Consider the following 15,400-nt stretch of genomic DNA (forward strand, 5'->3'; position numbering starts at 1 on the left):
GCTGAAGAGTTTCAGCGTCTTCCGTAATGTTAATTTTTACTACACCTGACATGGACAGATTTCAAGATAACACTTCCTCAACTATGTGTATCACATTTAAAGTGAAATGGTATGACTTCCATGCGCGATCGCGTGCAGGGAGTTGTGCAAGGGCGCGTTCTTGAAAAAGTAGCCACTTTTGAGGATATCGCCTTATTTGAAACTCCCTCACTATTAAACCTTGTACAACTTGCTGAAAAAGGTGTAGAGCGGCTAAAAGAACTAGCCGTGAGAATTGGTATCGCCCTAAGTGGCATTTTTGTCTTCCTTCCCGCTCTAGCTCTATCTGCCTCAATAGCTTGGTGGGTGCCCTTGGTCATGTTTATCACCGCTGCACCATCAATTTATGTACAAATAAACTACAACAACCGTAGTTGGAGCATTGAAACCAGCCAAGCTAGCAGCGTCCGCGAAATGAACTTGTACGCCAGAGTATTAACAAGTGAAGACTACGCAAAAGAGTTGCGATTGTTCGGTCTACAAGGTCTTTGGTTGGAACGCTGGCAAAGCTTATTTTGGCAGATTTTTAGCGAGATGCAGCAGGTACGCCGTCGGGGGACATGGGTGGTATTTGCGTGGTCTTTACTTAGTGGGTTGGGAGCCGCCTTGCCCTATATTTACGTGGTAATGGGTGCTTTGCGCGGCAGTTATACTTTGGGCGATTTAGCACTTTATGCAGGTCTAATTATTCAAGTGCGTCAGAGCTTGTTTATACTCATTGGCAATTCTGCCGATCTATATGAACTTGCTCTCTCTGTTAGGCCGATTTTCCAACTGTTAGAACTGGAACCGCAGTTGCGGTTAATGTTGCTTTCTGGAAGAAGAACAGGTGGCAATGTAGCCCCAATTGGGATAGAAATTGATAATTTATCATTTTACTATCCTGGTAGCGATCGCCTCACCCTTGACAACATTAACCTAACCATTCAGCCTGGTGAAATGGTGGCGCTTGTAGGTGAAAATGGCGCTGGAAAAACCACTTTAGCTAAATTACTCTGTCGGTTATACGACCCTAACAGCGGCTCGATTGAATGGAATGGTAGAGATATGCGATCGCTAGATCTCGATCGTCTGCGATCGCGCATTGCTGTTGTAATGCAAGATTACGCTCGATTCCCTGCTACTGTCCGAGAGAATGTTGGCTTTGGTTACTTATCTGATTTGCACGATAATGACACTATTATGCGTGCCATCTCGCGAGCCGGAATTGCATCTAAAATCGAAAGTTTACCGCAAGGTTTAGAAACTCCTTTGGGCAAACAACTAGAGGGTGGAGTTGATTTATCCGGCGGCCAGTGGCAAAGAATAGCGATCGCCCGTTCTTTAATGCGACTAAGCCACGCTGAACTATTAGTTTTTGACGAGCCTACTGCGTCACTCGACCCCAAAACCGAACAGGAAATTTACAATATTTTTCGCACAATTGCTAGAGGCAGAATGACTGTTGTAGTAAGTCATAGATTAGCATTGGCAAAAATAGCAGACCGAGTTGTTGTGATGGAAAACGGCAAGCTCGTCGAGACAGGTACGCACGACGAGCTGATGAAGTTAGGCGATCGCTATTATTCGATGTTCACTCGGCAAGCTAGCAGCTATCTTTGACAAAGTTGACGCTCAAACTTCTGGCCATAAGCGTTCTAGTTGAGAGCGCCAAGCGCCAAGTACTGCTTCTTTTCCTTGCAGACCTTGCGTCATATCGCCCATCATCCCTTCTTCGTAAAATCTATCTAAGGTTTGAAGTGTTGCTTCCAGGGATTGCCCTTGCTGTTTAGCGGCTTGGATAATTTGAAGCATACGATTTTCAACCAACTGGTTAAAGCTGGCAGAAAGACCAGTCTGATGTAGAGAAACAAGGCGGGCGATCGCTCCTGCTAAATCTTCGGCAATAAGACTTTCTAAGCTGTGGTGAAACACGCCCCAAAGTACATCTTGATGTAAAGCATAGCGTGCCTCTTGAGTACCATCAAAATTAGCTTCGAGTAACTGTTCGATAAATGGTTGAGCGTCGCGAGATGCTGCAATTGGTACGAGGACTCGCATCCACGATTGGTCATCGGAGAGAAGCACTAACAGTCGCATATTAGGAGCTTCCACTTGCCACAATCCTGGGGAGGGCGTTTGAACGGTTGCGCCAAATAGTTCTTTAAGGGTTTTGGTAATTTCTTCGGGTGTCATAGTTGTTTTTTAGTTTCAGGTTCCAGCCTATCGCTTCGAGGAAGAAAGTTAGCGTTTATACCCAATTCCTTTTAACAAATTAGCGTCAGCGATCGCTCTCCTCAAAGAGGTAAGAAATTACAATTTTTAGCTCTCCAACTATTACATCCCCTAATGGTCGAATTACCATCCTGAAATATTAGCCACAATAGCAACAAAAAAAACCGCTACGTTTTTACCGTAGCGGGGGAGAAGGTGACTAAATCCTAATTAAGAAGCCTTTCTACCATTTAGCCGAGCCACTCTAGGACAGCTTCTTCTTTACTATTGGTATTCCGTGAAGGGGTTTCGCGCTCGAACTTCATGTGGATAGAACGAGTTTGTTCGCCATCAGCTGCCACTGCCATGATGGGATAGTCAATCAAACCATCCTGGAATGACATCTGGAACCGGAAAGTACCATCTGGATTTAGCTTAATTGGACGACCACCAATCGTAACGGTAGCATCAGGCTCGGTAGCGCCGTAGACAATTAGTTCAGCGTCAGCAACTAACCAGAATTGGCGAGGACGCATGGGTATTCCGGAAGCAGAGAAGCCGGCACCCGACATCCCCACACCTGACATATTCAGACCAGATGCCGTGGGAACCGCCCACATACCAACGCCAGACGGGAAGATGTATGAGCTTATGGCTTGTTCGGCTATGGACAATTGCTGAACGGAGCCTGCTACGTGCTGCATAGAACCGAACACAGAACCCGCAACCCTTTGTGATTCTGCGGTTTGGGCCATGCCGAAGATCTGATCGTAGATGGGGTTGCCCGCAGCGTAGCTAGGAGCAGCGGCGAATTTTTTGGTAGGCGGAACCAATTCGTAGAAGGTTTTGCCGCGCAGATCTTCTTCAAAATTGACAGTGATGAAAACGTCTTCGATCCAGTCAGAGGGATAGACTGGGGGAACGTGGACGGGAGCGGAACGAGCTAAGACTAAAAAGCGACCGTCGGCGCAGCGGTAGCCGATATCTACAACATAGTCGCGATCGCTCACTGGCATGGGTAAATACCATTCCCGCGCTAGCTCATCGCAGGGATATTCCTGAATGCTGTGAGGGCTTTGGTATTCCAGGCTAATGTCGGTGACATCATACAACCGCAGGGCAAGTTGCTGCCCGCCTTGACGGCGCAAGTCTTCTTTATGGTCGTTGGAGATATCCCAGTAAGTGTAAGACCACTGGGGATCGCGAGGTAATAGAACAACCCGGCTGTCACCGTAGCCACCGGGTAAATCCCCTAAACCCTCGTCTACTGATGCGAGAGAACCACCTGTACGATCTTCTTGACCAAGTTCAAATTTTGCTGCTTCCACTTCTTCTTGCGCCTCCACTGTACGAGATTGTATTGGAGAAAACTTAGTGCTTTGGGCTTTTTGAATTTCAGCCAGTAACTGCGACTTACGCATCCGGCTATAACGCGAGATGGCATACTCACTGGCAACCTTCCGTAGTTGCCGCAATGTCATCTCTTCTAAGGGTGGGCGTTCTTTTGCCATAGGTCTTGTCTCCGATAGTTTGGATGGCAGGTAGGTGACTCCTGAATTGATAACCTCACATTCGCAATTCAATACGTCTTAATCATTAACTCCGCTATTGCACCTGCTTGACGGCATAAGGCTTTGCCTCGTGCAGAGGTCTAGTTAGCCCACATTTACGCCACCTGTCTCAGTCTTTGTTTCTCCTGCTGACTGTCTGACGTTCGGTGTGTTGACCTTTGGTGCTACACGCGATCCCCTAGAAATGCCTGTATAACAGATTTTTTTTGGGATCGTGGAAGCGCCTCGTTAATAATATGTAACAGAATAGCTAAGGCAACGGTCAAGGGGGTCTAGAGGTCGATTATAGGTATATCTACGAATTTACAAGCAACCTGGGGATCGTTATGTCAGGATTTCATGACATTTGTGCCAAGCTGGGATCAACTGCCTGATGGCCGTTAGCAGTTTTGATCCCAGTTCAAGTGACAATATTAAAAATTGCTGACAACTAATAGGGCTACAAGCAACTCAAAATATAAGAACCCATAGGGGAATCATAATCAACAGCAGCAGAGTGGTGAGGATAATACTGCTGGCGACTAACTCGCGGTCGAGGTCATACTCTTCAGCTAAAATGAGGCCCAAAAGTGCAGAAGGCATACCGGACATCAAAACAACTGCTAGACGGGGTTCGCCGGACAAACCTAGAAGGGTCATCACGATTCCCACAAAAGCGGGCATGACGACAACTTTCAAAATGGAGGGGAATAGAGCGAGCTTAAAACTCTTCCATCCTTTGAGCTGGGCAAGCCGCATTCCTATTAGGAGAAAAGCGCTGGCAATGACAATGGCTAAAGAGCCTTGAATGCCCGATTCAATTGTTTCGGGAAGTGGAACATTTCGAGTTAGAAAACCTATGGCAAAAACCCACAAGGTAGGAACGCTCAATACATCTTTAACTTGAACCCACCAGTGATTTTTTTGCAAAGGGCGACCAAAATAACTGGCAATTAAAACTCCCACACCGTTAGGAGCAATTAAGTTATGGGTGATGCTGAAGAATACGACCCAGCTCATAGAGGAATCGCTAATTAGAGAGGGGGCGATCGCTAACCCCACAAAACCAGTATTTCCCAACATTGCCGCCAGCATAAAACTGCCGATGAAAGAGCGGGAAAGAACATCAGTTGGCTGATTTGACTTGCTCTTTGCAAAGTATTTCCATACCTGCAAACTCAACCACGCTACGATGAAACCTAATCCTAAAGCTCCAACAGTGACTATAGGTGCTACGCCAGAATTCTTGGAAAAGTCTGTGCTGCGAGCCAAACCAAGAACTTGCAATGGAACTCCGACCCAGTAGAGTCCTCGACCCAACAGGCGCGGGAAATTTTCCGGCATAAACCGAAAAAGTAATAGCCCCAAACCTGTCCACAAGATTAGGGGTGCATAGGCATGAAGCAGGGTTTCATTCATATTAAAAAGCCTAAAGGCTAGAGAGAGGCTGATGCTCGGTGTGAATAGCCAAAAAAAAGGATTGTTCGACTAGGGAGCGATCGCGAACAATACATAGTGGGCTACCACCTACTTAAAGACTTGCGTCCCAAGTCTAAAGTTTACACGGTGAAAAATAACAAAAGTTTGCACTATAGGACTATAGACAAAGTAAAGATTATACCTATGAACTATAGCGGTTCTTAGTTGCATTGAATACAGGCTTTAATCTCCCTACCCCCTTTTATACCAAGGGAGGATAAAAACCTGTTTCGGCGAACAAAATTTATGGCGATCGCATCTCCAAACATCTCATTTTCCGTAAAAGGGAGATGCAATAGAAATAACAGGGTTTATTTCCCAGAGAGTATAGGTAGAAATTAGTTTAGACTGCATTTAATCAGAACCAGCTACATATACTTATTTTAGACTCAGATCCAAAGTATAAATAGGGTGACATTTTGCTGGCGCGAAATGCACCAGCAAAGTCGTTCCAATTTAGGACTATAGCTATTTCAACACAGCCATATCGCGTATGCGCCACTGACCATCTTTGCGTACCAAATCGTAGCGAACCCGCAGATTGTCGTCGTAAGAAGAAGACTTATTCAGCTTACCTTCTTGATAAAACTCTGCGGCCTCATTAACCACAGCTTCAACTTTGGCTTGTTCTGGGTTTGACTTACTAGGGTCTACAGATTTAATTTCAACGCTGTGCTTGTATTGCCAGTAACCGTTGTTTTTCTTATCGGCTTGAGCTTTTCGCTGCCAACGAGACAGAGCTGGTTGAGCCAAAATTTGCTCTAGTTTATCAACAGCATGGTCTGGACCCAGAGCTTGTGCTTTAGTACTTAGCCAAGTTTCAATTAGTTGCTCAGAAGATTCTGTAGTAAGGGGGCCAGTAATTACCTCTGGTTGACTTTCAGGTGAGGGAATTGTTATGGGAGGGCGATCCAACTGGATGAGCAGTTGGTTTCCTTGCAACTGGGGGCCAGACAAACCCTTAAGAGTTTTTTGTATCCAACCGAAAGCAGCGATCGCCAAAAATCCAACGATTGCCACACCCAAAATACCCGCAACGATAGCCAAAATCAGCCGTCGAGATTTTGGATCCCCGAAGTTAGGCGAATTACGCTGCGTGCGGCTGGCTGGCAGACGGGGAAGACCTTCAGATGTAGCAGACGATGCCGATGATGGTACAGAATTGCGATCGCGCAAACTGCCAGTTGGAATTCCCTGTGCCCGTTCTTTCAAAGTAGGTTGTCGCTGTTGCCGCTTTGAAGAGGAATCATTAGACAAGCCTGTAGATTTGGCATCGCTTGCAGGTTGATTACTTGTGGAAATTCGCTCAGCTGGGGCTAGAGTCTGCACCGGGGCTGTCGGTGCTAAATCCCTCGGCGGCGCCAAAGTCGCTGTCGATATCCCTTGCGTTCGGGGAGCAAGGGTCTCACTACGAGCCACCTGCTGTAAACGTTGGGTTTGGTTTCGTTGGCCGATGTCAGTATTACCCGATGGCTGTGTAAGAGCATCTGCTTGGGTCATTTGACGAACCGCAGAAACTGGCAAACCAGATGAACGAGGTGCCGCATTGTCAGTTTTGCGGGGAGCAGCCGGGGAACTGGGCATCCGTGCCTGTAGAGGCTCGCGATTTGCAGCAGCCCAATCTGCCGAGTCAGTTGATGACTCTGACATATTTTCTAGATAAGCCTGTACTTGGTCATCCGCAAAGTAGTCCTTTAACGAAGCCCGCTGTTTGGCGAGGTCTCGGAAGTGGGGAAACACTTCTGCTTGCAACCAACGTTCCCCATATAGACACAAGCCAGGTAACAAATCGGGGGCGCCCTGAGAATGTTCGCGAATGAAGGCCAGGGGTTCATACTCTTGACTCAGTTCTAGGGCGCGGCTAGCTTCTTCGGTCTGACCCAGTAGCAGGGCACACACCGCCTGTTCTAGATGTACATCCTGCCGCCTACCTAAGCGCGTCAGCATTTGCTTGGCGTCACGAATCAACGCGGGCTGTCTTTGGGCAAAGCCTCGCGCCAATAAAGCATAGACTGCCAAGTAGGTGGCAACAGCAGAGGGACGCTTGCTCTCTGCTTCAAATAGAACCTGTTGCTCGCTGGAGGTTAGATATCCACGCAGTTGCTGGATAAAGCGGAGAAAGTCATCAATGGTCAAGCCCGATTCGTCATTGCCAGTGCCGTCAATGCCGCCACGTTCTTGCAACATATCTTGCAGCAACTGCAAGCCAGAGCGTCGTTCGTTGACGTTATTTTCGGGCAATGCCAGTAACTCTAGGATGCGATAGGGCCGCAATTTGTAGAGATCCGCTTGAATTTCACCGCGCAGAGCAGCAAACAAACCCTCGCGTAAAAGTAATTCTTGACCAGTTTCTAGAGAAATGGCGGCATTTTCATATTGGCCTTGCTGCCATTGCTCTCGCCCTAGTTCCAGGCAAGCAATGGCAACTGTTAAGACAATATCGGGTCTAACGAGATGGGGATCGCCCAAACGTCCTTTATCTAGAGTGACGCTAGCGCTACCGCTGCTGAGATAAGGACGGCTTTGTTTAAGTAGTAATTCGTATTCTCCCAGCTCGTGCAGAATCAGCAACGCCCCAACAAATTGATCTGGCTGGATGTCTAGAGTAGGAGTATAAGGGTCGGCGTCGGCTTCTCCCGGTACTTCTGCTCCACCATTGCGGGACTCTACTTGCTGGTCTGACGGTTGTCCCGAGGCAAATGAGCGATCGCCGTTATTGGTGGACAGAAAAGTGGCATCGTAGGCGGCACGCTGTTCCGGGTCGGAGAGAACTGCGTAGGCTTCGTCTAGCAGTTGTTTTCGGGCTGCGATCGCGAGTTCGGAATACTCGCGTCTAGGAAGTTGCAAGGCGCGATCGCGGTAAGCTTGCTGCAACTGTTCAGCCGTAGCCTGAATCGGCAGGCCTAGAATTCTGTAGTAATCGAGCGGAATTCGCACGGTGTACTTCCCCTGCACGCGAGTAACTAAATCAATCTATCTGAGCGACTATAAACTATAGAATAGTGCGATAATTATAGCCCCTAGCTTCTATAGTAGAAGCGGATCTTCATAGATATAAAAACCGCGCTTCAACCTTCGAGTTAATTTTTCCCCTAAAATCAATGGTTCAGGAACGCAATGCACCCATATTTCACACCGAGCAAGTCCATATCACCAAAGAAGAAGGATTGATCCTCTACGAGGATATGGTGTTGGGGCGCTTTTTTGAAGACAAGTGCGCCGAAATGTACTATCGGGGCAAAATGTTTGGTTTTGTCCACCTTTACAACGGACAAGAGGCTGTGTCAACTGGTGTCATCAAGGCCATGCGTCAAGATGAAGATTATGTTGCCAGCACTTACCGCGACCACGTACACGCTCTGAGCGCTGGTGTCCCAGCCCGCGAGGTGATGGCTGAGTTATTCGGCAAAGCCACTGGTTGCAGTAAAGGACGGGGTGGCTCGATGCATATGTTCTCCGCAGAACATCGCTTGCTCGGAGGCTACGCTTTTGTTGCTGAAGGCATTCCTGTTGCTACTGGCGCTGCTTTCGCTAGCAAGTATCGCCGCGAGGCTTTGGGAGATGCAAGTTCAGATCTTGTAACAGCTTGCTTTTTTGGAGACGGTGCTGCCAATAACGGCCAGTTTTTTGAATGTTTGAATATGGCGGCGCTGTGGAAACTACCAATCCTCTATGTTGTGGAAAACAACAAGTGGGCAATTGGTATGGCTCACGAACGCGCCACCTCTGTGCCGGAGATTTACAAGAAAGCCGAAGCGTTTGGTATGGCTGGTGTTGAAGTAGATGGTATGGATGTGTTGGCGGTACGTGCTGTCGCCCAAGAAGCTGTAGCTCGTGCCCGTGCTGGTGAAGGGCCAACTTTAATTGAAGCCTTAACCTACCGCTTCCGGGGTCACTCTCTAGCGGACCCCGACGAACTTCGCTCGAAAACTGAGAAGGAATACTGGTTTGCCCGCGATCCGATTAAGAGGTTGGCGGCTTATCTTACGGAACACAACTTGGCTTCTCAGGAGGAACTTAAAGACCTTGAGCATAAAATCCAAGGTGTTGTAGATGAAGCTGTCAAGTTTGCTGAAAGCAGCCCCGAACCAGACCCAAGCGAACTGTACCGCTTTATTTACGCCGAGGATGAATAATACCTCTCAGGATAGATGGTAAATACTCAAGTTTAGCCACATCATCAATTAAAGTCGTAATACCCGATCTGCTGGCTTCCCCAGACTACTTGCAGGAATTAATTATTCCCAAGGTAGTAGAAGGTTGTCAGCAGTATTTTTTTGGCGATCGCGGTTGGGGTGGTATATTTCGCCTTATATAGCGAAACTGGAAATTAAAGATTAGTGCAGAGAATAGCCAGTCACCTTCAAGGAAAGGGATAAGGCTGTTTTAACCTTTAATCAGTCATAAGCCACTACGAAACACTACAAAATTAGCGTTTAACAGAAAAATTCCCATTACTCTAAATTTTTTTATATAGCGGTTATTACTCGGATTCATATGTTTGTATCGCACCGAGTTGGAAAATGGCTAGAAAAACCTAATTAAGCTAAGGCTATTAGAAATAGTTAACCATAATTTTTGAATATACAGTGCAAAAACATATAACAGGGTTAAAAGTCGCTTGGTAAATTTTACAGATAGCTTGGTTATTTCGCACAAATAATATTAATAGTTTTATAGTTCAATTAATTGCTTCCGCGATGCTTTTTGTTAAAAGAAAGGCGAGCGATCGCATTTCTTTTTAGTTTTATATAAATTCACCCACCTGGGCGATGGCAATTTTTATTAACTTGATTAATATAGCTATAGTTTAAAAATTCTTTTTTTCTATTGCTATTCATAAGAAAAAACTCAAAAATATTTTGTGTTGTAGGGAACTGCTAGAAACTTTAAAATGTCATTTTTTTTGCAAACTCAAAAAAAGACAAAAAAATTAAAATGAATAAGCGTGGTTACCTAATAACTGGCATACTGGCACTTAGCACCTTAGTAGGGTTAGCGAATCGACCAGCAAATGGAATCGAAGATGGTAAAACATTTCCACCTACGCAGACAACTTTAAAGGTTGTCAATAAGGCAAAAACTCAAAAACCAGTTACAAAAACTGCCACCATTAGAGTTGAAGGGGAAAAAAGCAATATTACCCTGAGACTTTACGAGCAAAGCAGCCTTCAATTCAGTACTTACTACCCAGCAAACTATTTTGTTTCAGAAACTAGCAGTTCTGGCGAAGGGACAGGAGTTAGATTTATTGTAAATGCGGGTGGGATTAAGAATGATAAAGCATACGTTCACTTTGCCTTTATGAACGGAATGAAAAATATAGGTCAAGTGAAAACTTTTGTAAATGGCAAGCGTGGTTTAATTGCTTCAAATGGGTGGCGAGTTGTTAGCCGGACTCAAAGAGTCCCTTATCGATGGGCAAAAGAAAAAATTAGTTTCCAACAGCGCAAAGGTAACGAGATAATTCAGGGTAACGTGTACTTGGGTGAATACAAAGGAAAGGCTTTCTATGTAATTAGCCATTATCCTGGAGAGTACGGAGATGGGTTTGGACCAAGAGAAGCCCTGATTTTAGAAAACTTGGATTTTGCGCGTTAATTAGTAAAAGTAGGAGTTTTTGCTGGCACGATCGCGACCTTAAGATAAGCATTCATAGGAAGAGCTATCTTTAGTTAGTGATTGAGTTATTAAAAACATAAGCACTTTTCAAATTTTTGGAACTGGTACGGCGATCGCTCTCGAATTTTCTTAACATAGGAGAGCGATCGCTGCAATTATATCAACTACAAAAGGGGGAATATATGGAATGCGATCGCTCTCCCACTTTCCCCATACTCCCCGCAACAAAAATTATCGAATTTTTAGATAACTGTAAAACTCTAGGTATAACTTCTTCACTGCGTCAATTTCGCGAATGGGTGAGAAATCAGTAAAATAAAAATTTGTACCCTATTGGCAATTGACTCACTATGACCGCCATATCATCTACTCCCTTCTCCCCCGAAGAAATTGCCGCAGAAGGTATTAAGCCCGAAGAATACCAAGAAATCGTCCAACGTCTAGGACGCCATCCCAATAAAGCTGAACTGGGAATGTTCGGTGTAATGTGGTCAGAACACTGCTGCTACAAAAACTCCCGACCACTACTAAAACAATTTCCCACAGAAGGCGATCGCATCCTTGTAGGCCCCGGAGAAAACGCCGGAGTTGTAGACTTAGGCGACGGACTGCAACTAGCATTTAAAATAGAATCCCACAATCACCCCTCTGCCGTCGAACCATTCCAAGGAGCCGCAACCGGAGTTGGTGGCATTCTGCGCGATATCTTTACCATGGGTGCGCGTCCCATTGCTCTATTAAACTCCCTCCGTTTCGGTTCTCTCGAAGATCCCAAAACACGAAGATTATTTAACGGTGTAGTATCGGGCATCAGCCATTATGGTAATTGCGTTGGAGTCCCCACAGTAGGCGGTGAAGTTTACTTTGACTCCGCATATTCTGGCAATCCTCTAGTAAATGTTATGGCACTAGGATTGATGGAAACATCAGAAATTGTCAAATCTGGTGCAATAGGAATCGGCAATCCAGTGCTTTATGTTGGTTCTACGACTGGACGCGATGGTATGGGCGGCGCTAGTTTTGCTAGTGCTGAACTAAGCGATGAATCAGTTGACAACCGTCCCGCCGTCCAAGTGGGCGACCCCTTCCTAGAAAAATCGTTAATTGAAGCTTGTCTAGAAGCATTTAAAACTGGTGCTGTTGTCGCCGCGCAAGATATGGGTGCTGCTGGTATTACTTGTTCGACATCAGAAATGGCAGCTAAAGGCGGTGTTGGAATTGAACTTGATTTAGACTTAATTCCAGTACGAGAAAGTGGGATGGTTCCTTACGAATACCTGCTTTCTGAATCTCAAGAACGTATGTTGTTTGTTGCCTATAAGGGGCGAGAGCAAGAATTAATGGATATTTTTCATAAGTGGGGACTTCATGCAGTAGTCGCAGGAAAGGTTATTGAGGAACCGATAGTGCGAATTCTGTTCCAAGGTGGAATAGCCGCTGAAATTCCTGCTACAGCCCTCGCGGATAATACGCCTATTTATCACCGAGAATTGCTGGCTGAACCCCCAGAATACGCGCGTAAAGCCTGGGAATGGACAGCAGACTCGCTTCCTTCGTGTACCCCAGCGGGAATTGAAATTCAAGGAGGCTTGAAAACCTGGAATGATATTCTGCTAACTCTGCTAGATACTCCGACCATTGCTTCTAAACGCTGGGTTTATCGGCAATATGACCATCAGGTGCAAAACAATACTGCGGTTTTACCTGGTGGTGCTGATGCTGCGGTTGTGAGATTACGTCCAGTTGCAGAAGCCTCCAATCTAAAATCCCCTTCACAGAACTTGCCTGGGAAGGAGCAAAATCCAAAATCGGCAGTTGCTGCTACGGTAGATTGCAACTCTCGATATGTCTATTTAGATCCTTATGAGGGAGCCAAGGCAGTAGTAGCAGAAGCGGCTCGGAATCTAAGCTGTGTGGGGGCTGAACCTCTGGCAGTTACGGATAACTTGAATTTTCCTAGCCCCGAAAAGCCGATAGGCTACTGGCAACTGGCTGAAGCTTGTCGCGGCATTGCTGAAGCTTGTCGGGAGCTATCAACGCCTGTGACTGGTGGGAATGTCTCTCTCTACAACGAAACTTTGGATAGTGAAGGTAAGCCCCAACCTATTTACCCGACTCCAGTTGTGGGGATGGTGGGTTTGATTCCGGACATCACGAAAATATGCGGTCAATCTTGGCAAGCTGAGGGAGATTTAATCTATCTTTTGGGCAGAGGTTTGGATGAAACCAATGGGGTAACGTTAGGGGCATCGGAGTACCTGGCAACAATTCACGGCGCGATCGCGGGTAAACCCCCATTAGTCGATTTTGATTTAGAGCGTCGCGTACAAGCTGCTTGCCGTGAGGGAATTCGTCAAGGCTGGGTTCGCTCGGCTCACGACTGCGCTGAAGGAGGAATTGCGATCGCTCTCTCGGAATCCTGCATCACTAGCCAACTCGGTGCTGAAATTACCTTAGCTATTACCGAGCAACACTCTCGCCGCTGGGATGAAGTCTTATTTGCCGAGGGGGGCGCCCGAATTATAGTTTCTGTCTCGCCCGAAAACCAAGCTACTTGGGAATCTTATTTACAGGAGCGCCTCCAGGATAACTGGCAAAAAATTGGCCTGGTAGGAAAACCCAACCAAAAGTTAAGGGTTTTTACGGGTGAAACCCACCCCTTAATCGACGTTACGATCGAAGATGTGAGCGATCGCTGGAACCACGCCATCCAACGACGCCTATAGCTATCAGTCTGTGGGAGAGCTTCCGGCTTCCAATAGCCGCTTTTTCTTCATAAGGGGGCTTTCCTGACTGGTATTGTGATTAAACCCCTTCCTCTTAAGTTTTAACTTTCAGCATCCATCTTTCGATTGATATTTAAGCAAACGTCTAAAAAGGATGTGCAGGTTTAAGATTTTTATGTAGGATTATTAAGAAAGAGTTAACGTAAGTTAACTCTCTCCTCACTCTTTGATTTGACAACCATCCCCAGACTCACTATCCCAACTAGGAGCCACGCCGGAGCATGATTCCCAACAATTCCTTAACCTCTGAAGACCGCGATGGGCATCCAGATAAGCCAGAGGAAGCCTGCGGTGTATTTGGCATCTACGCACCAGAGGAAGATGTAGCTAAACTGACCTATTTTGGCTTATACGCCCTACAACACCGGGGTCAGGAATCTGCCGGAATTGCCACCTTTGAGGGAGAAAAGGTGCATCTGCACAAAGATATGGGGTTGGTGTCCCAGGTTTTTAGCGAAGCAAAATTGAGCCAGCTACCTGGAGATATGGCGGTTGGCCATACCCGCTATTCGACCACTGGATCGAGCCGCGTCGTTAACGCCCAGCCAGCTGTTGTAGAAACTCGTTTGGGCAAGCTAGCACTGGCACACAATGGCAACTTAATTAATACAGCCCCCCTGCGCGAAGAGTTGCTCAACCGCAACTGCAACCTAATTACAACGACAGATTCAGAAGCGATCGCGTTGATGGTAGGAGAAGAAGTTAACGCAGGCAAAGACTGGTTAGAAGGAGCCATTAACGCATTTCAGCAATGCAAAGGAGCCTTTAGTTTAGTCATCGGTACTCCAGCAGGGCTTATGGGCGTGCGCGATCCCAACGGCATCCGCCCCCTGGTAATTGGCACGCTGGAAAGAGACGAAGACAACCGTCCTACACGCTATGTACTTGCATCAGAGACTTGCGCTTTAGACATTATTGGTGCAGATTACCTGCGCGATGTCCAGCCCGGAGAATTAGTTTGGATCACCGAAAGCGGAATGACCTCTCAGTTCTGGGCAGAACAACCAAAGCGCAAGCTTTGCATATTCGAGATGATTTACTTTGCCCGCCCTGATAGCGTAATGCATGACGAAAGTTTGTATACCTACAGAATGCGGCTGGGACGCCAACTAGCTAGCGAAAGTCTAGTTGAAGCCGACATCGTTATCGGCGTGCCTGATTCTGGCATTCCGGCTGCTATCGGTTTTTCCCAAGCATCTGGCATCACCTACGCCGAAGGTCTGATAAAAAATCGCTACGTCGGTCGTACCTTCATCCAGCCTACGCAGAAAATGCGCGAAGCTGGCATCCGTATGAAGCTCAACCCCCTTAAAGATGTCCTGGCTGGGAAGCGAGTAATAATTGTTGATGACTCCATTGTGCGGGGAACCACAAGCCGCAAACTTGTTAAAGCCTTGCGCGATGCTGGTGCGACGGAAGTTCACATGAGAGTTTCCTCTCCCCCTGTGACTCACCCCTGCTTTTACGGCATTGACACGGATAGCCAAGACCAACTCATTGCCGCTACTAAGTCGGTTGCCGAAATTGCCCAGCAGATTGGTGTTGATTCGCTAGCTTATCTCAGTTGGGCAGGAATGCTCAAAGCTACAGGCGAAGATCCTAATAGTTTCTGTTCGGCTTGTTTTACTGGCGACTACCCCATTTCTGTGCCGGAGCCAGTTAAACGCTCTAAGCTCATGTTGGAAAAGGCCGTCACAGTATAAAAATAAAAAGAAGGGAATGCTTTTAAAG

At 46.6% G+C, this 15,400-nt stretch carries 10 protein-coding genes; 6 read left to right on the forward strand and 4 right to left on the reverse strand.

Going from position 1 to position 15,400, the window contains the following annotated elements:
- Positions 1-111 precede the first annotated feature (111 nt).
- Positions 112-1,641: an ABC transporter ATP-binding protein gene (locus tag H6F77_RS06835; RefSeq protein ID WP_190486651.1), complete on the forward strand. Its 1,530-nt coding sequence runs from the start codon at positions 112-114 to the stop codon at positions 1,639-1,641.
- Between the two features lie 12 nt (positions 1,642-1,653).
- Here the strand turns inward: H6F77_RS06835 and H6F77_RS06840 are convergent, their stop codons facing one another.
- From H6F77_RS06840 to H6F77_RS06855, 4 genes are all read right to left on the reverse strand, one after another.
- Positions 1,654-2,214: a hypothetical protein gene (locus H6F77_RS06840; protein WP_190486654.1), complete on the reverse strand. Its 561-nt coding sequence runs from the start codon at positions 2,212-2,214 to the stop codon at positions 1,654-1,656.
- 269 nt (positions 2,215-2,483) lie between these two features.
- The gene (locus H6F77_RS06845; protein ID WP_190486656.1) at positions 2,484-3,743 is read right to left on the reverse strand and encodes a DUF4912 domain-containing protein; all 1,260 of its coding nucleotides are present in this window, start codon (positions 3,741-3,743) and stop codon (positions 2,484-2,486) included.
- Positions 3,744-4,253: 510 nt separating this feature from the next.
- Complete coding sequence (locus tag H6F77_RS06850; protein ID WP_190486658.1) at positions 4,254-5,201, reverse strand: AEC family transporter; 948 nt, start codon at positions 5,199-5,201, stop codon at positions 4,254-4,256.
- Positions 5,202-5,729: 528 nt separating this feature from the next.
- The gene (locus H6F77_RS06855) at positions 5,730-8,198 is read right to left on the reverse strand and encodes an IMS domain-containing protein (RefSeq protein WP_190486660.1); all 2,469 of its coding nucleotides are present in this window, start codon (positions 8,196-8,198) and stop codon (positions 5,730-5,732) included.
- Positions 8,199-8,362: 164 nt separating this feature from the next.
- Between H6F77_RS06855 and pdhA the strand changes: the two genes are divergently transcribed.
- The 5 genes from pdhA (at position 8,363) to purF (ending at position 15,372) form a co-directional block, all read left to right on the forward strand.
- A complete protein-coding gene (gene pdhA, locus H6F77_RS06860; RefSeq protein WP_190486662.1) occupies positions 8,363-9,397 on the forward strand; it encodes a pyruvate dehydrogenase (acetyl-transferring) E1 component subunit alpha in 1,035 nt (344 codons plus the stop codon).
- An 802-nt stretch (positions 9,398-10,199) separates the two neighbouring features.
- A complete protein-coding gene (locus tag H6F77_RS06865; RefSeq protein ID WP_190486665.1) occupies positions 10,200-10,862 on the forward strand; it encodes a hypothetical protein in 663 nt (220 codons plus the stop codon).
- A gap of 116 nt (positions 10,863-10,978) precedes the next feature.
- Positions 10,979-11,197, forward strand: a complete 219-nt coding sequence (locus H6F77_RS06870; RefSeq protein ID WP_190486666.1) for a hypothetical protein — start codon at positions 10,979-10,981, stop codon at positions 11,195-11,197.
- Between the two features lie 36 nt (positions 11,198-11,233).
- A complete protein-coding gene (gene purL / locus H6F77_RS06875) occupies positions 11,234-13,609 on the forward strand; it encodes a phosphoribosylformylglycinamidine synthase subunit PurL (protein WP_190486669.1) in 2,376 nt (791 codons plus the stop codon).
- A gap of 281 nt (positions 13,610-13,890) precedes the next feature.
- On the forward strand, positions 13,891-15,372 hold the full coding sequence (gene purF / locus H6F77_RS06880; RefSeq protein ID WP_190486671.1) for an amidophosphoribosyltransferase: 1,482 nt from the start codon (positions 13,891-13,893) through the stop codon (positions 15,370-15,372).
- The last annotated feature ends 28 nt before the right edge of the window (positions 15,373-15,400 follow it).

Source organism: Microcoleus sp. FACHB-831 (assembly GCF_014695585.1).
Lineage (GTDB): Bacteria > Cyanobacteriota > Cyanobacteriia > Cyanobacteriales > FACHB-T130 > FACHB-831.